We start from the raw sequence: 17,889 nt of genomic DNA, 5'->3' as shown, positions 1-17,889 counted from the left end.
AAAAACGAGGAACAGACTCTGGTGGTAGAGCTGGTGTTCCTCGTTTTTTATTGTGGATCGGATTTCCGAAGAGGCCTTCCTTCATTAGTTGACTGCGTTTCTTAAATGGTAATGATTGTTATCGTGGTGGAAGGCCAAGGGCAATGCGCCCGTATCGGCTGATTCGTGTAATTTTCCAAGCGGGTGACCAGGTCACTTCGACCTTGACATCTTCGATCCCCTCAATTTCTTTTAGGCGAGCGACGATTTCGATCGGAAGGCTCTCAGCACAGCTACAAGCCGTATCGGTGAAGGTCATAACCACCTTGCAAGTACCGGCTTCATCTAGATGGATCTCGTAGATCAGTCCTAGGTTATAGACATCTAACTCAACGTCGGTATCAAATACAAGCTCCAATTTTTCGATTAACGGCTTCTCTAGTGCGAGGGCGCGGTCATTGATTTTGATATCCTCTCTCATCGCAAGATCCTTTCAGTGTAGTATGGCTTCCATTTTCTCATAATTCGGCTGATAAGGCAAGAAGAGAACGATGATTTAAACGTGTGGGACAAAGGAAATTCGGTCCAGTCTCCATTTCTCTTCGAATTTGTGGTAAAATAGAGGCAAAAGTAAGACAAAGGATGAAGGCTATGAAATTACAAAAACCAAAAGGGACCCAGGATATCCTTCCTGGCGATTCAGCGAAATGGCAATATGTAGAAGGCTTTGCACGCAAGGTCTTTGCGCGATACAATTATGATGAAATCCGCACACCGATCTTCGAACATTATGAAGTCATCAGCCGTTCAGTAGGGGATACGACGGATATCGTTACCAAAGAAATGTATGACTTCTATGACAAGGGAGACCGTCATATCACGCTTCGTCCAGAAGGGACAGCTCCTGTTGTCCGCTCCTATGTAGAAAATAAACTCTTTGCGCCTGAGGTACAAAAACCAAGTAAGTTCTATTACATAGGCCCAATGTTCCGCTACGAACGTCCTCAAGCAGGTCGTTTGCGTCAATTCCACCAAATTGGGGTAGAATGCTTTGGATCGAGCAATCCTGCAACGGATGTCGAAACCATTGCCATGGCAGCGCAATTCCTGAAAGAACTAGGGATTGACAATGTAACCTTGCACTTGAACACCTTGGGAAGCCCTGCCAGTCGTCAGGCTTATCGTCAAGCCTTGATTGATTACCTCTTGCCAATGAAGGATCAATTGTCTAAGGACAGCCAACGTCGCTTAGAAGAAAATCCGCTTCGTGTCTTGGATTCAAAAGAAAAAGAAGACAAGGCCGCGGTTGAACAGGCCCCTTCCATCCTAGACTATCTAGATGAAGAAAGCCAAGCGCATTTTGATGCAGTTCGTCGGATGTTAGAAGACTTAGGTGTAGCCTATGTCATCGATACCAATATGGTGCGTGGCTTAGATTACTACAACCACACGATTTTTGAGTTCATTACAGAAATTGAAGGCAATGAATTGACAGTTTGTGCGGGTGGTCGTTATGATGGGTTGGTTGAATACTTCGGTGGCCCTGCGACTGCTGGTTTTGGATTTGGTATCGGTGTGGAACGGATCCTTCTCGTTCTTGAAAAGAAAGGCATTGAATTACCGATCGAAACAGGCTTAGATGCCTATATCGCTGTCCTAGGAGATGAGGTCAATGAAGCAGCGCTTAGCTTGGTTCAGGCCCTTCGAATCCAAGGTTTCAAGGCAGAACGTGATTACCTTGGACGCAAGCTCAAGGCACAATTTAAGTCAGCAGATGTCTTTGCGGCCAAAGCCTTGATTACCTTAGGAAGTAGTGAAGTTGAGAGCGGTCAAGTTACTGTGAAAAATAACCAAACTCGTCAAGAAGTAACGGTAGCTCTTGAAAGCTTGAAGAAAGACTTCCCATCTGTTTTAGCAGAGTTGGGATTGGCTTGATCAAGTCTTGCAGACACCTGAAAAACAGATTCGCATGGGAGTAGGAGCAAAGTCGTTGCGCCTGCTCTCTTTTATCTAGCTTCTGTTTGCCGTCCTTTGCCAAGATTTGGCGAAAAGCCGTTAAATTTTCTGACATTTATGATATAATGAGAAGACTACTAGTAAAGGAATGAAACAGTCATGACATTAGTTTATCAATCAACACGAGATGAAAAAAATACTGTAACAGCTAGTCAAGCCATTCTTCAAGGATTGGCGACAGATGGCGGTTTGTTTACTCCAGTCTCTTATCCTCAAGTAGAGCTGGATTTTGATACCCTCAAAGATGCTTCTTACCAAGAAGTGGCCAAGCTTGTTTTGTCAGCCTTTTTGGACGACTTTACAGCAGAAGAGTTAGACTACTGTATTTCTCATGCTTATGACAGCAAGTTTGATACCCCAGCTATTGCTCCGCTTGTCAAACTCGATGGACAATACAACTTGGAGCTCTTCCACGGTTCCACCATTGCCTTTAAAGATATGGCTTTGTCGATCTTGCCTTACTTTATGACAACAGCAGCTAAAAAGCACGGTCTGGAAAATAAAATTGTCATCCTGACGGCGACTTCTGGAGATACAGGAAAAGCTGCGATGGCAGGTTTTGCCGATGTTCCAGGGACAGAGATCATTGTCTTTTATCCAAAAGATGGTGTCAGCAAGGTGCAAGAATTGCAAATGACGACTCAAACGGGGGACAATACCCATGTCATCGCCATCGATGGAAACTTTGACGATGCCCAAACCAATGTCAAACACATGTTCAATGATGTGGCGCTCCGTGAAAAATTAGCAGCCAACAAGATGCAATTCTCATCAGCCAACTCTATGAACATTGGTCGTTTGGTGCCTCAGGTTGTCTATTACGTATACGCCTATGCGCAATTGGTGAAGACAGGCCAAATCACAGCGGGAGAAAAAGTCAACTTTACCGTCCCAACAGGAAACTTTGGAAATATCTTGGCAGCTTTCTATGCCAAACAAATCGGTCTTCCAGTTGGGAAATTGATCTGTGCGTCAAATGAAAACAATGTCTTGACAGACTTCTTCAAAACACATGTCTATGATAAGAAACGTGAGTTCAAGGTGACCACTAGCCCATCGATGGATATTTTGGTCTCTTCAAACTTGGAACGCTTGATTTTCCACTTGGTAGGCAATGATGCCACAAAGACCAAAGAATTGATGGAAAGCCTTGTTGCAACAGGTCAGTACCAATTGTTCAACTTTGATGCAGACATCTTAGATTTGTTTGCGGCTGCATACGCAGATGAAGTAGAAACCGCTGCAGAGATCAAGCGGGTCTATGAAACGTCTGATTACATCGAAGACCCTCATACAGCCGTAGCATCAGCCGTTTATCAAAAATACCGGAGCCAAACAGGAGATACTGCTAAAACAGTCATTGCCTCTACAGCAAGTCCTTATAAATTCCCAGTGGTAGCAGTAGAAGCGGTGACAGGCGAGACAGGTCTAGGTGATTTCGAAGCCTTGGCTAAATTACACACACTCTCAGGTGTTCCTGTGCCACCGGCTGTAGACGGCCTTGAAACTGCACCGGTTCGCCATCGTACAAGCGTGGCAGCCAAAGACATGCAAGCAGCCGTAGAAGACTACTTGGGACTTTAATTTTCTGTATTAGAAAGATCAAAAGAGCCGTTTGGCTCTTTTATATACTCATGAATTCATACAAAAAAATCTTAAATATCGCCCTTCCTGCCATGGGTGAAAATTTCTTACAAATGCTGATGGGCATGGTGGACTCTTATTTAGTGGCTCACCTGGGCTTGATTGCCATTTCAGGTGTTTCCGTCGCAGGAAACATCATCACCATCTATCAGGCCATCTTTTTGGCACTGGGTGCGGCAGTTGCCAGTGTCATGTCCAAAAGTTTGGGTGAAAAAAATCAAGACCACATTGCCTACCATGCGACAGAGTCCCTAAAGGTGACCTTGTTGTTGAGTGCTCTCTTAGGAGGGGCTTCGCTGTTATTTGGACGCCAGATGATTTCGCTGTTGGGAACGGAAGCTGCAGTCGCCGAAAGTGGGGGGATTTACCTTTCCTTGGTCGGCGGGACCATTGTTCTCTTAGGCTTGATGACGACCTTGGGCTCCTTGGTTCGGGTGGCCAACAATCCACGGCTTCCCATGTATGTCAGCTTGTTGACCAATGTTTTAAATGCTCTATTCTCCTCTGTGGCTATTTTCCTTTTTGGTTGGGGAATTGTCGGAGCAGCTTTGGGGACTGTGCTAGCCCGTCTGGTTGGTGTTATCCTCTTGTGGCAAAAGGTCCAGCTACCCTTTGCCCCCCTTCGTTGGGGATTGGATCGTAAGCTCTTGAACTTAGCACTTCCAGCTGCCGGAGAGCGGCTGATGATGCGGGCCGGAGATGTGGTGATCATTGCGATCGTGGTTGCTTTTGGGACCGAGGCAGTCGCAGGAAATGCCATCGGAGAGACCTTGACCCAGTTTAACTACATGCCTGTGTTTGGGGTGGCCACAGCGACGGTCATGCTCGTAGCACGGAGCTTGGGTGAAGGTGATCTTGAGCAGATTGCCCGCCTTCGAAAGCAGTCTTACTGCTTATCCTTTGTGTTGATGTTGCCCATTGCTCTGAGTATCTTTTTTGGTGGCACCCTTCTGACCCATCTCTACACACAAGATGTGAAAGCGGTAGAAGCTAGCCTGTCGGTTGTCCTCTTTTCTTTGTTGGGAACGCCCTTTACAGCAGGAACGGTCATCTATACAGCTGTTTGGCAAGGCTTGGGAAATGGGAAGCTTCCATTTTATGCAACGACGATTGGCATGTGGGTCATTCGAATTGGAGCCGGTTATCTGCTTGGAGTAACTCTTGGCTTTGGCCTTCCAGGGGTCTGGACTGGGACCTTGCTCGACAATGGCTTTCGTTGGCTATTTTTGAGTCAGCTATATAGACGAAAAGTAGGAGAGAAAAAATGACAAAACGAGCCTTTATTTGGGATTTGGATGGGACCTTGCTGGATTCCTATGATGCTATTCTGGCAGGTCTTGAGGAGACCTATGCAACTTATCAGCTTCCGTTTGACCGAGCCAGCATTAAAGATTTCATCTTGAAGCATTCGGTTCAAGATCTTTTAGTAGCCGTGGCGGAGGAGTATCATCTGGATGTGACTGACTTGAATCATCGCCGAGCTGAAAGTCTAGCAGAGAAAAATGCCCAGGTCCTTCTGATGGATGGGGCGCGTGATGTCCTATCCTGGGGACAAGAAGCTGGAATTGAGCAGTTTGTCTATACCCATAAGGGAGAGAATGCCTTTGTCATCCTACGGGACTTGGGTTTGGAATCTTTTTTTACAGAGATTTTGACCAGTCAAAGTGGTTTTGCCCGCAAGCCTGACCCAGAAGCTGCCATGTATCTGATGGAGAAGTACGGGTTGGAGCCAGAAAATACCTACTATATTGGGGATCGGAGCCTGGATATTGACTTTGCAAGAAATAGCCAGATTCAGAGTATCAATTTCTTGACGTCTGACTATCAAGGCAATCATCAGATGAACACCTTACTAGATATCCCAGCTATTTTAAACGCTGAAAAGAATCTGTAAAGAATTTGTTTTCATTTTGAAATAAAGTCGTAAGCTTTCTTTAAGAAATGTCCGCTATAATAGAAGCATAAACAAAGACCTCCTAACTTTGTTTAGAAAAATCCTAAAACTTTTCTTTTTCATAATAATCTCCCTAAGAGTCGCCAAATCAGGCGGCTTTTTTTGTGTGAAAGAATAGTGCAAGCTCTTTTTCTTGCCAGAGGATATGAAATGTTTTATAATTGATTAGTCAATTATTGATTTATCAAAAATGAATAGAGGAAGGGACATGGCAGAAATAAATGATTTGCTCTACCAACTACGCTTGGCAGATCAATCAACTACACAGTTATTTGAAAAGCGCCTAGGGATTAGCTTAACACGTTACCAAATCTTGCAGGATTTGTTAGAACAAGCGCCTTGCAATCAGATCGCGGTTCAGGAGCGCTTGCAGATTGATCCAGCGGCTTTAACCCGACATTTCAAAATATTAGAAAAGGAAGGATTTGTCCATCGGAGTCGAAATCCAAAGAATCAGCGGGAAATCTTAATTCATTTGACGGATACGGCCTATAATCGTTTGGTCAAACATCCCCCTCGCTATCATGTGGCGGTGAAAGAACAGATGAGTCGGATTTTGACTGCTCAAGAACAAGAGCAATTTTCTTACCTGCTGGACAAATTAGTATCTGGCATTGAACAAATAACAGTTGAATAAAAAGGGGAATCTACGATGTCATTACTGACGATTATTTTAGCAAGTCTTGCTGCACTGGAGCATTTGTATATTTTTTATTTGGAGAGCATCAGAACCACATCTGATACCACAAGTCGGGTTTTCAACATGGATAAAGAAGAACTCGCTCGCCCATCTGTGACCTCTTTATTTAAGAATCAAGGGATATACAATGCCTTGATTGGTGCCTTCCTCTTGTATGGATTGTTTGTCTCTAAAAATAGTGAAGTTGTTACAATTTTTGTGCTTTTTATTATTGGAGCTGCGGCCTACGGTGCGATGACAGCCAATAAAAAGATTATCTTGACCCAAGGTGGTCCTGCAATTTTAGCTTTATTGAGTATTCTATTTTTGGGATAAAAAGGACGGGCCGCTCGGGCTCTTTGAGCTGATTTTATTAAATAAGTGTAGAAAAAAGTATAAAAAAAGACTAAAAATTTTATTGACTTTCTAAGAAAAAGGGTTATAATGGTAGCAACAGAAAAGTAATGAGTCAGCTATTTTCAGGGAGCTTGTGGGAATTGTGAACAAGCAATAGCGACTGATGAAAATTGGACTGTTATGATTAATGAATTCTAACCCATGTGAATTCGGTTGGCACCCCTTACCGTGCAACTCCTTGATAGAGGAGATAGAGATGTAGGGAAAGACCAGCTATTTTTCCCTATAAAAGAGGTGGCACCGCGGACACTACGCCCTCACACAGTTTTTGTGTGAGGGCTTTTCTATGTGCCTTAGCAAGCGAAGCGCGCTTAGGCACATTGATCCCAAAGCGCAAATAGATCGTGGGATACCCTTGATCGCCTTAGCAAGAAAAGCATGGGCCAGCGGAATTCCTTAGAATAAAAGAGTTCTAAAAGAGAGGTTTCTGATATGAAAAAAGTTTTATCTGCTGATGTTTTGAGTCCAATTTTGGCTTATATGCGTTTGGATGCGCCCCATAAAATGATCTTGGAGTCAATCCCTCGTGAAAAAGAGAATGCGCGTTTTTCAATTGTAGCCTATCGGCCAGTCAGTGAAGTCAAGTTTGAACATGGCGTCCTCTATTACAATGATCAAATTGTTGAAGAGGATCCTTTGGACTTTTTGAATCGCATCACGATCAAAACGAAAACTTCAGAAGAACTTCCTTTTAACGGTGGGGCGATTGGATTTGTCGGCTATGACTTGATTGGCCTCTATGAGAACATTGGCTCCATTCCTGAAGATACGATCGGCACCCCAGATCTCCACTTTTTCTTATATGAGAGCTATGTGATTTTTGATCACAAAAAGGAAAAGGTCTATGTGGTGGAAGAGAACCTCTATAGTGGACGGAGTGAAGCAGAGCAAGCGTCGAGCTTGGAGCAAGTATTAGCACAATTGGCAAGACCTGCAAAAGAAGAGTTTCAGGACAAGGACCTGCATGCGCTTCATTTCCACAATCATTTGGAGCAAAAAGAGTTTGAGGAAATGGTGGCCCTAGCCCGGGACTATATTCGAAAGGGAGATATGTTCCAATGCGTGCTCAGTCAACGTTTTTCAGCTGATTTTTCAGGAAAACCACTAGATTATTACCGCAATTTGCGCGTGACCAACCCTTCGAATTATCTCTACTTTTATGATTTTGGGGAGTACCAAATTATCGGTGCTAGTCCGGAAAGTCTGGTGTCGGTCAAGGACCGAGTGGTGACGACCAATCCCATTGCGGGCACACGTCCCAGAGGGCTCGATGAAGAGAGTGATCGGCAATTGGCAGCTGATTTGGCAGGGGATCCAAAAGAAGTCGCAGAACACCGGATGTTGGTGGATCTAGGGCGAAACGATATTGGGCGTATCGCCCAAAATGGGTCGGTTGAAGTGACCAAATATATGGAAGTGGAATTCTTCCGTTATGTCATGCACCTGACCAGTGTAGTCAAGGGGCAATTACTTCCTGGACTAGCCTCCATTGAGGCTCTGAAGGCAACTCTTCCAGCGGGGACCGTTTCGGGTGCTCCCAAGATTCGAGCCATGAAGCGAATCTATGAGGCAGAAAAAGAGAAACGAGGCGTCTATGCGGGGGCTATTGGCTATCTCTCTGTGACGGGGGATCTCGATTTTGCTATTGCCATTCGAACCATGATCCTCAAAAATAAGAAGGCTTATGTGCAGGCCGGAGCAGGAATCGTTTATGATTCGATCGCTGAAAATGAATACCAAGAAACCGTCAATAAGGCAAAATCGATGACAAGGATTGGAGAAGAAGGATGATTTTATTAGTCGATAATTACGATTCATTTACCTACAATTTAGCACAGTATATCGGAAAATTTGATGAGGTCCAGGTGCTTCGAAATGATGATGCGAACTTGTACCAGGTTGCCAAAGAAGCAGATGCCTTGGTCTTTTCTCCAGGTCCAGGTTGGCCAAAGGACGCGGGTAAGATGGAGGAGATGATCCGAGATTTCGCAGGGGTCAAACCAATCTTGGGGATTTGCTTGGGGCATCAAGCGATTGCGGAAGTTTTTGGAGGGCGCTTGGGATTGGCCCCTCAGGTCATGCATGGCAAACAAAGCCAGATCCAGCTAGAAGCTCCCTCTCCGCTATACGCGGGTGTCGCAAAAGAGGTCCCAGTCATGCGTTACCATTCGTTGACGATTGAAGACATGCCAGAGGATTTTGTCATTACCTCTCGAACGACGGATGATCAAGCGATTATGGGGATTCAACATCGTAGCTTACCGATTTATGGTTTTCAATACCATCCAGAAAGTATCGGGACGCCAGATGGGCTCAAGACCATCGAAAATTTTGTCAAACTAGTCAAGGAGCGGAAGATGAAACAAGTGCTTGCAAAAGTGGCGGAAGGAATGGATCTAACCAGTGCAGAGTTAGAAGCTGCTATGGAGGAAGTCGTTGCTGGTCGTGCTTCAGAAGCCCAGGTGACGGCCCTTCTTCTAGGTCTCAAAATGAAGGGAGAAACGGTTGAAGAGCGGACGGCTATTGCAAAAGTGATGCAGGCCTATGCAGTCGCTATTCCTACAGAAGTTCAAGGAGCGATGGACAATTGTGGAACGGGGGGCGATCGTTCTTATAGTTTCAACATTTCAACAACAGCTGCCTTCGTCCTTGCTGGTGGTGGCATCAAGATGGCGAAACACGGAAATCGTTCGATCTCTTCTAAATCTGGTTCTGCGGATGTACTAGAAGCTCTAGGAATTAACCTTGATTTGGGTCCAGAAGACTTGGGACGAGTGTTTGAAAAGGCGGGAATTGTCTTCCTATTTGCCAAAAATCTGCATCCTGGCATGCGCTATATTATGCCCGCTCGCTTGGCGCTAGGGGTTCCAACGGTGATGAACTTAACTGGTCCTCTTATCAATCCGATTCCTCTAGAAACCCAGCTATTGGGAACAAGTCGTCCGGACATGCTGGAAAGTACAGCAGAGATTCTAAAGAATTTGGGAAGGAAACGCGCAGTGGTGGTGAGTGGTCCACAAGGTTTGGACGAGGCAGGCCTTGATGGGGAAACCCAGCTCGCTATTCTGGAAAATGGACAGGTTACCTTATCCAACTTTCAACCAGAAGATATCGGAATGGAGCGCATCGAAATTGATCAAGTACGTGGTGGTGACGCCAAACGCAATGCGGAAATTTTGCTCAGTGTTTTGAAGAATGAAGCAAGTCCCTTCTTAGAGGTGACGGTCTTGAATGCTGGCCTTGGTTTTTATGCCAATGGCAAGGTAGATTCTATCAAGGAAGGGATTGCCTTGGCACGGGAAGTGATTGCCAGTGGGGCTGCCCTTGAGAAATTGAGATTATTACAGGAGTATCAAAAATGAGTCAAGAATTCTTGCCAAAGATTCTAAAGGAAAAGGCGCGGGAAGTGGCTGCGATGAAGGAAGAGGAGCTCCAACCTTTGCGCGAGACCTACCGCCTGTATGATTACCTAAAGAGTCATCCAGAAAAGCTTCAGGTCATTGCGGAAGTGAAAAAGGCTAGCCCGAGTCTGGGAGATATTCATGTCGATGTGGATATCGTCGCGCAGGCTAAGACTTACGAAGAAAATGGGGCTGTGATGATTTCTGTCTTGACCGATGAAGTATTTTTCAAGGGCAGTATCGAGTATCTCCGGGAAATATCTAGTCAAGTACGCATCCCCACCCTCAATAAAGATTTTATTGTGGATGAAAAGCAAATAATTCGGGCGCGAAACGCAGGGGCGACCGTGATCTTGTTGATTGTTGCAGCCTTATCAGAAGCTCGTCTGAAGGAGCTCTATGGGTTTGCGACCCATCTTGGCCTGGAGGTTTTGGTGGAGACCCATAATCTGACAGAGCTAGAGGTCGCTCACCGGATTGGGGCTCAGATCATAGGGGTCAATAATCGCAACCTGGTGACCTTTGAGACAGATCTCCATACTAGCCTTGAATTGACGACCCATTTCGAACAAGAACCGGTATACATCTCGGAGTCTGCTATTTTTACAGAAGCAGATGCGCGCATGCTGGCTCCTTATTTTAATGGCATTCTCGTTGGGACAGCCCTCATGAAGGCAGATAATGTGGCTGAAAAAGTAAAGGAGTTGCAGATTGACAAAGGTTAAAATTTGCGGATTGTCCACTCCAGAAGCTGTCCAGACAGCTGTTGAGGCAGGTGCGGATTACATTGGTTTTGTCTTTGCACCAAGCAAACGGCAAGTCACGCTGGAGCAAGCTAGGCAGTTGGTTACAGGGATTCCAAAGGGGGTTCAAAAAGTCGGTGTTTTTGTATCACCACAAAGAGAAGAAGTGGAGCAAGCTTGCCAAGTTGTGGGCTTGGATTTGATACAAGTGCATGGGCCGATAGATGAAACCATCTTGCAAGACCTTCCCCAACAAACGATTCGCGCTGTTCAAATGGGGAAAGATGTAGCTCTTCCTGAGACCAGTGCTGATTATCTGCTCTTTGATGCTCCTGTAGCAGGAAGTGGAGAGACTTTTAACTGGCAAGAACTCGAAAGTCAAAACGTCACAAAGCCCTTCTTTATTGCAGGAGGCTTGACGGAAGACAACGTAGCAGATGCCATCCGCTTCTTTCATCCTTATGCGGTGGATGTATCCAGTGGGGTCGAGACAAATGGAATAAAAGATCAAGAAAAGATAAAACGATTTATAGAAAGGGTCAAGCATGGCATATAAACAACCAGATCAAAACGGATTTTACGGGCGGTTCGGGGGACGTTTTGTTCCTGAAACCTTGATGACAGCAGTTTTAGAATTAGAAAAGGCCTACAGAGAAAGTCAAGCAGATCCTTCTTTTCAAGAAGAATTGGATCAGCTTCTGAAACAATATGTCGGTCGGGAAACACCGCTCTATTACGCCAAGAATCTAACCAAGTATGTCGGTGGAGCCAAGATCTTTCTAAAAAGAGAAGATCTCAACCACACAGGGGCTCATAAAATTAATAATGCCCTAGGACAGGTTTTGCTGGCACACCGAATGGGTAAAAAGAAGATCATCGCAGAAACAGGGGCTGGACAGCACGGTGTTGCAACGGCAACAGCCGCTGCTTTATTTGATATGGAATGTACCATCTACATGGGGGAAGAAGATGTCAGACGCCAAGCCCTTAATGTCTTTCGGATGGAGTTGTTGGGGGCAAAGGTTCAATCGGTAACAGATGGATCGCGTGTTCTCAAGGATGCAGTCAATGCTGCCCTTAGAGCCTGGGTAGCAAATGTGGAGGATACCCACTATATCATGGGATCTGCTCTAGGACCTCATCCATTCCCAGAGATTGTCCGTGATTTTCAAAGTGTCATCGGTCGAGAAGCCAAACGCCAATTTGCAGAGCAAAATGACGGTGCTCTGCCAGATGCCGTCCTAGCCTGTGTAGGAGGCGGGTCGAACGCTATTGGGCTCTTTTATCCTTTTGTTGAGGATGCGTCTGTCGCCATGTATGGGGCGGAAGCTGCTGGACTTGGAGTAGATACAGACCAGCATGCAGCAACCTTGACCAAGGGACGTCCAGGAGTCCTTCACGGCGCCTTGATGGATGTTTTACAGGATGCGCATGGACAGATTTTAGAAGCCTTCTCGATTTCAGCAGGCCTCGATTATCCAGGAATTGGGCCAGAGCATTCTTATTTCCATGAAATCAAGCGGGCAACCTATGTGCCTGTGACAGACCAAGAAGCCCTAGAAGCTTTTCAATTGCTTTCAAAAGTAGAAGGAATTATTCCGGCCCTGGAATCGAGCCATGCTATCGCCTATGCGGTGAAATTGGCTAAGGAGATGGGACCTGAAAAATCCATGATCGTTTGTTTGTCAGGTCGTGGGGACAAAGATGTGGTACAAGTCAAAGACCGCCTAGAACAAGAGAGGGGAGAGTAAGATGGGAAAGACCTTAACAGAGCATTTACAAAAGCTGAAAGACCAGCAGCAAGGGATCTTTGTTCCGTATATCATGGCAGGAGATCATGAAAAAGGCTTAGCAGGTTTGCAGGAAACCATCCAATTCTTGGAAGATCTTGGTGTCTCAGCCATTGAAGTTGGGATTCCTTTTTCAGATCCAGTGGCAGATGGCCCTGTGATTGAAGAGGCAGGACTACGAAGTTTAGCCCATGGGACGACGACAGAAGGTCTGGTGCAAACGATCCAGCGTCTGGAAACAACTGTTCCTTTGGTCATCATGACCTATTTCAATCCCTTGTTCCAATATGGTCTAGAAAGCTTTTTTAGAGATGTAGAAGGAACAGCGGTCAAAGGAGTGATTATCCCAGATCTTCCTCATGAGCATGCGGATCTGGTAGAGCCCCTGTTAGCGGATAAAGACATCGCCTTGGTGCCACTGGTGAGTCTAACCACAGGAATCGAGCGTCAGAAGAAATTGATCCAAGATGCAGAAGGTTTTATCTATGCTGTAGCAGTTAATGGAGTGACGGGGAAAGCTGGTAGCTATCGAGACGATCTGGACCACCACTTGGCCCAATTACACGAAATAGCTTCGATTTCTGTTTTAACAGGTTTTGGAGTTTCCAGCATGGAGGATATTCACCGTTTCAACAAGGTCTCAGATGGCGTTATTGTGGGATCTAAAATCGTTAAGGCTCTCCACCAAGGGGAGACAGAAGCCGTCGCTCATTTTATTTCTCAAGCAGTGAAGGGCTAGCAGGTCTATTCTATTTGTAATTGGCTCGATTCTCCTAGATCAAGCTCTTTGTCTACTATTTTAAACATTCCCCTCGTTTGTCTTTACAAACAAGGGTTTCTCGATACAATAGAGATAGTAATAAGAAAAGAGGAGAAGAGAATGATAACCCTTGAAGAGATTGATCAAGTCGTCCAGTCAGGACCTTTTGAACCAAGCTGGGACTCTCTTAGCCATCAAGTTTGTCCAGACTGGTATCGGGATGCTAAATTTGGAATATTTATCCACTGGGGCGTCTACAGTGTACCTGCCTTTGGATCGGAGTGGTATTCACGAAATATGTATATCCAAGGGAATCCTTGCTATGACTACCATCGAGAGTATTTTGGAGATCAGGCTAGCTTGGGCTACAAGGATCTCATTCCACTCTTTACAGCGGACCGATTTGATCCGGCATCTTGGCTGGATCTCTTTCAAAAAGCAGGCGCTCAGTATCTTTTCCCAGTTGCGGAGCACCACGATGGTTTTCAGATGTATGCCTCTACTCTCTCGCCTTATAATAGCTTAGAAATGGGGCCAAGACGAGATGTTTTAGGAGAACTGAGGGCGGAAGCAGAAAAACGTGGTCTACACTTCTGTACGTCTTCTCACCGGGCAGAGCACCAGTTTTTCTTTTCACATGGCAAGGAGTTTGCCAGTGATATTCTGCAAGAAGTCCCAAGAGACAGCCTCTATTGGCCAGCAGAGCCAGAACCGAAGGATCATTTTGATCTCACTTCCAAGCCTTATCCCAGCAAAGAATTCTTGGAAGATTGGCTTTTGCGAACCTGTGAACTGGTGCGGGATTATCAGCCAGAGCTCCTTTATTTCGATTGGTGGATCCAGCATGAGAGTTTCCGTCCCTACTTAATGCGCTTTTTGGCTTACTATTACAATCTAGCAGCACAAGAGGATCGCGAGGTGGCCGTTTGTTACAAACAGGATGCCCTACCTTTTGGTTCAGGAATCGTTGAGATGGAGCGGGGGGGCTACGGAGAGACGCAAGCCTTTCCGTGGCAAATGGATACTGCGATTGCCCGTAATTCTTGGTGCTATACCCAGGATCTAGCCTACAAGACCAGCAAGGAATTGTTGCAAAATTTAGTTGATGTTGTGGCCAAAAATGGCAATCTTCTGCTCAATATTGGACCTAAGGCAGATGGCACCATCCCTGAGCAAGATCAAGACATCCTTACAGAGATCGGGGAGTGGTTGGCGGTAAACGGAGAAGCCATTTATCAGAGCCGGCCTTGGCGGGTGTCATCGGACGGACCGACCGAGGCCCAGGAAGGTTCCTTCTCAGATGGGCAAGCGCCACTCTACACCAGCCAAGATTTCCGCTATACCATGCGTGAAGGCCTTCTTTATGCTATCCAGCTAGAACCAAGCGGACGGACAGAGGAGCTGACCTTGCCGTCTCTCGCCTATGATCTCAAGCAACCGAGAATCCTTCATGCGCGTATTCGGCAGGTAGAGCTCCTTGGAGAAAGCCAGCTCGTTTCTTGGAGCCAAGATGAGGCAGGCCTCCATCTTCAATTACCAGCTTGTAGCCAAAAACAACCGCGTGTTTTGCGTCTCAGTTTTTAGTTTTCTTGAAGCTTTCTATAAGGAATGGTTTAGGTTTCTCTTGTATACTGTACTCATCCAATAAGAAATGAGGTACAGAAAATGAAAATCTCAGTCAATTATCCAAAATGCTTTAAGAAATTGCCACAACAAGGATCTTGTTACGGCGAATAAACGCTTCTCTTCATTTTTCATAAGGAACTCCTAAAGAAGGCTCTACCCGAAAGGGTAGAGTTTTTATGTACCAGAGACCTTGTGATTCGTGGTATAATAGGCCTATGGAAAAAAAGAATAAATTGTTACTCATCGACGGGTCTTCCGTCGCATTTCGTGCCTTTTTCGCACTTTATAATCAAATCGATCGCTTCAAAAATGCCAATGGTCTACATACCAATGCGGTCTATGGCTTTAATCTCATGTTGAGCCATCTCTTGGAGCGCATCCAACCAACCCATGTCCTCGTCGCCTTTGATGCAGGAAAGACAACTTTTCGGACGGAGATGTATGCCGACTACAAAGGGGGTCGTGCAAAAACACCAGATGAGTTCCGCGAGCAATTTCCTTTCATTCGCGAGCAATTAGACCATCTAGGAATTCGCCACTATGAGCTAGCTCAATATGAAGCAGATGATATTATTGGAACGCTGGATAAGATGGCAGAAACTACCTCGGTGCCATTTGATGTGACCATTGTTTCAGGGGATAAGGATTTGATCCAGCTGACAGATGACAATACGGTGGTTGAAATCTCAAAAAAAGGGGTAGCGGAGTTTGAAGAATTCACTCCAGCCTATCTGAAAGATAAGATGGGACTAACACCAGAGCAATTTATCGACCTCAAGGCCTTGATGGGAGATAAGTCGGATAATATCCCAGGTGTCACCAAAATCGGAGAAAAGACAGGAATCAAACTACTCCTAGAGTACGGCTCTCTCGATGGCATTTACGAGCATATCGATGAGATGAAGGCTTCTAAGATGAAGGAAAATCTCATCAACGATAAGGAACAGGCCTATCTGTCCAAGACCCTTGCGACCATCGATACCAATGCGCCCATTGAGATCGGGCTGGACGATATCACCTATACGGGACCTCATCTAGAAAATCTCGCCAAGTTTTATGAGGAGATGGGCTTTAAGCAACTCCGTCAAGCCTTGGATCTCAGTGGAGAAGAAGCAGCTCCTGTAGCCCTTGACTATACAGAAGTCGAGCAAGTCACTTCAGATATGCTCACGGAAGATAGTTTCTTCCATTTTGAGATGTTTGGGGACAATTACCATACGGAACCCATCATCGGTTTCGCATGGGGGACCAAAGGTCATCTCTACGCGAGTACAGATACTGGTCTTTTACAAACACCGATTTTCAAAGAATTTCTCGAAAAAACGCCCCTCAAGGTCTATGACTTCAAACGGGCCAAGGTCTTGCTCAGCCACTTGGGTATTACCCTTCAAAATCCCGCGTTTGACAGTCGATTGGCCAAGTATCTCTTGTCGACCGTAGAGGACAATGAAATTTCAACCATTGCCAGTCTCTATAGCCAGATTGCGCTGCCTCTGGACGAAGTCGTTTATGGCAAGGGAGCCAAAAAAGCCATTCCAGAAAAGGCGGTCCTATTAGAGCATTTGGCACGAAAAGTCGCTGTTTTACTAGACACTGAAGAGCCTATGACGGAGCAACTAAAAGCTCACGACCAACTAGATTTGCTCTATGATATGGAGCAACCACTAGCAGCTGTTTTAACCAAGATGGAAATCGCAGGGATTAAGGTGGAACGCCAGACCCTCCAAGACATGCAGGTGGAAAACGAAGCAGTCTTGGAACGCTTGACCCAAGAAATATACGAGTTGGCAGGAGAAGAATTTAACATCAATTCTCCAAAACAATTGGGTGTCATCCTCTTTGAAAAATTGGAACTCCCTCTTGAATATACTAAGAAGACCAAAACCGGCTATTCCACAGCCGTTGATGTCTTGGAACGCCTGGCTCCTATCGCACCGATCGTGTCTAAGATTCTTGAATACCGCCAAATTGCTAAGATTCAGTCGACCTATGTCATCGGTCTTCAAGACTGGATTTTGGAAGACGGGAAGATCCATACCCGCTATGTACAGGATTTGACGCAGACCGGACGCTTGTCTAGCGTGGATCCCAACCTACAAAACATTCCTGTCCGTTTGGAGCAAGGTCGTCTCATTCGTAAGGCCTTTGTCCCAGAAGAGGAAAACAGTGTCTTGCTGAGTTCGGACTATTCACAGATCGAATTGCGCGTCTTGGCCCATATTTCAGGAGATGAGCATTTGATTGATGCCTTTCAGCATGGGGCAGATATCCATACATCAACTGCCATGCGGGTCTTCAATATTGAAAAACCAGAAGATGTGACGCCGAATGATCGTCGCAATGCAAAAGCAGTAAACTTCGGTGTGGTTTATGGAATTTCCGACTTTGGACTGTCTAACAACCTAGGGATCAGTCGAAAAGAAGCCAAGGCCTACATTGAGACCTACTTCGAACGCTACCCTGGCATCAAGGACTATATGGAGAGAGTGGTACGGGAAGCGCGTGATAAAGGCTATGTGGAGACTCTCTTCAAGCGCCGTCGGGAGATTCCAGATATCAATTCTCGCAACTTCAATGTTCGAGGGTTTGCGGAGCGGACAGCTATCAACTCACCAATCCAAGGATCGGCAGCAGACATCTTGAAAATTGCCATGATCCACTTGGACCAAGCGCTAGAAAGAGGAGCATACAAGACCAAGATGCTTCTTCAAGTGCACGATGAAATCGTTCTGCAAGTACCAAGTGATGAACTGGCAGCGATCAAAGAACTCGTCAAAGAGACCATGGAATCCGCTATCGAACTTGCAGTACCACTGGAAGCCGATGAAAACGAAGGCAAGACATGGTATGAAGCCAAATAAAATGGAAGTCGTACAAGCA

Annotated in this window: 15 protein-coding genes and 1 pseudogene; 15 read left to right on the top strand and 1 reads right to left on the bottom strand. The window is 45.6% G+C overall.

The window, feature by feature from the left end; translation table 11 throughout:
- Nucleotides 1–118: 118 nt before the first annotated feature.
- Nucleotides 119–460: a metal-sulfur cluster assembly factor gene (locus tag H7T92_RS05145; protein ID WP_003010891.1), complete on the bottom strand. Its 342-nt coding sequence runs from the start codon at nt 458–460 to the stop codon at nt 119–121.
- Between the two features lie 170 nt (nt 461–630).
- Here H7T92_RS05145 and hisS point away from each other — a divergent pair, with 170 nt between their 5' ends.
- The 15 genes and pseudogenes from hisS to polA all read left to right on the top strand — a co-directional run bounded on the left by hisS (nt 631) and on the right by polA (nt 17,870).
- Nucleotides 631–1,914 carry a histidine--tRNA ligase gene (hisS, locus tag H7T92_RS05140; RefSeq protein WP_003010893.1) on the top strand — a complete coding sequence of 428 codons (1,284 nt, stop codon included), beginning with the start codon at nt 631–633 and terminating at the stop codon, nt 1,912–1,914.
- 180 nt (nt 1,915–2,094) lie between these two features.
- Nucleotides 2,095–3,579, top strand: a complete 1,485-nt coding sequence (thrC, locus tag H7T92_RS05135) for a threonine synthase (RefSeq protein ID WP_201037253.1) — start codon at nt 2,095–2,097, stop codon at nt 3,577–3,579.
- A gap of 50 nt (nt 3,580–3,629) precedes the next feature.
- Nucleotides 3,630–4,907: an MATE family efflux transporter gene (locus H7T92_RS05130; protein WP_201037252.1), complete on the top strand. Its 1,278-nt coding sequence runs from the start codon at nt 3,630–3,632 to the stop codon at nt 4,905–4,907.
- Nucleotides 4,904–5,533, top strand: coding sequence for an HAD-IA family hydrolase (locus tag H7T92_RS05125; RefSeq protein ID WP_049472504.1), 630 nt, complete (start codon nt 4,904–4,906; stop codon nt 5,531–5,533). Before H7T92_RS05130 ends, H7T92_RS05125 begins: the two co-directional genes overlap by 4 nt.
- Nucleotides 5,534–5,801: 268 nt before the next feature.
- Complete coding sequence (locus tag H7T92_RS05120; RefSeq protein WP_023920160.1) at nt 5,802–6,230, top strand: MarR family winged helix-turn-helix transcriptional regulator; 429 nt, start codon at nt 5,802–5,804, stop codon at nt 6,228–6,230.
- A gap of 15 nt (nt 6,231–6,245) precedes the next feature.
- Nucleotides 6,246–6,608 carry a DUF1304 domain-containing protein gene (locus H7T92_RS05115; RefSeq protein WP_070594340.1) on the top strand — a complete coding sequence of 121 codons (363 nt, stop codon included), beginning with the start codon at nt 6,246–6,248 and terminating at the stop codon, nt 6,606–6,608.
- Between the two features lie 513 nt (nt 6,609–7,121).
- Nucleotides 7,122–8,480, top strand: coding sequence for an anthranilate synthase component I (gene trpE / locus H7T92_RS05110; RefSeq protein WP_201037251.1), 1,359 nt, complete (start codon nt 7,122–7,124; stop codon nt 8,478–8,480).
- A pseudogene (locus tag H7T92_RS10435) lies at nt 8,477–9,037 on the top strand (aminodeoxychorismate/anthranilate synthase component II); the annotation flags it as partial. The gene trpE and the pseudogene H7T92_RS10435, both read left to right, overlap by 4 nt.
- 9 nt (nt 9,038–9,046) lie before the next feature.
- Nucleotides 9,047–10,051 carry an anthranilate phosphoribosyltransferase gene (trpD, locus tag H7T92_RS10430; RefSeq protein WP_260314286.1) on the top strand — a complete coding sequence of 335 codons (1,005 nt, stop codon included), beginning with the start codon at nt 9,047–9,049 and terminating at the stop codon, nt 10,049–10,051.
- The gene (gene trpC, locus H7T92_RS05100) at nt 10,048–10,815 is read left to right on the top strand and encodes an indole-3-glycerol phosphate synthase TrpC (protein ID WP_201037249.1); all 768 of its coding nucleotides are present in this window, start codon (nt 10,048–10,050) and stop codon (nt 10,813–10,815) included. Before trpD ends, trpC begins: the two co-directional genes overlap by 4 nt.
- Nucleotides 10,802–11,389: a phosphoribosylanthranilate isomerase gene (locus H7T92_RS05095; protein ID WP_201037248.1), complete on the top strand. Its 588-nt coding sequence runs from the start codon at nt 10,802–10,804 to the stop codon at nt 11,387–11,389. Before trpC ends, H7T92_RS05095 begins: the two co-directional genes overlap by 14 nt.
- On the top strand, nt 11,379–12,584 hold the full coding sequence (gene trpB / locus H7T92_RS05090) for a tryptophan synthase subunit beta (RefSeq protein ID WP_201037247.1): 1,206 nt from the start codon (nt 11,379–11,381) through the stop codon (nt 12,582–12,584). Before H7T92_RS05095 ends, trpB begins: the two co-directional genes overlap by 11 nt.
- 1 nt (nt 12,585) lies before the next feature.
- Nucleotides 12,586–13,362, top strand: a complete 777-nt coding sequence (trpA, locus tag H7T92_RS05085) for a tryptophan synthase subunit alpha (protein ID WP_201037246.1) — start codon at nt 12,586–12,588, stop codon at nt 13,360–13,362.
- 141 nt (nt 13,363–13,503) lie between these two features.
- A complete protein-coding gene (locus H7T92_RS05080) occupies nt 13,504–14,967 on the top strand; it encodes an alpha-L-fucosidase (RefSeq protein WP_201037245.1) in 1,464 nt (487 codons plus the stop codon).
- Nucleotides 14,968–15,224: 257 nt separating this feature from the next.
- Complete coding sequence (polA, locus tag H7T92_RS05075) at nt 15,225–17,870, top strand: DNA polymerase I (RefSeq protein ID WP_201037244.1); 2,646 nt, start codon at nt 15,225–15,227, stop codon at nt 17,868–17,870.
- Nucleotides 17,871–17,889 lie beyond the last annotated feature (19 nt).

The organism is Streptococcus parasanguinis, from assembly GCF_016648855.1.
Classification (GTDB): Bacteria; Bacillota; Bacilli; order Lactobacillales; family Streptococcaceae; genus Streptococcus; species Streptococcus parasanguinis_L.
This window is presented reverse-complemented; position numbering and strand designations above follow the sequence as displayed.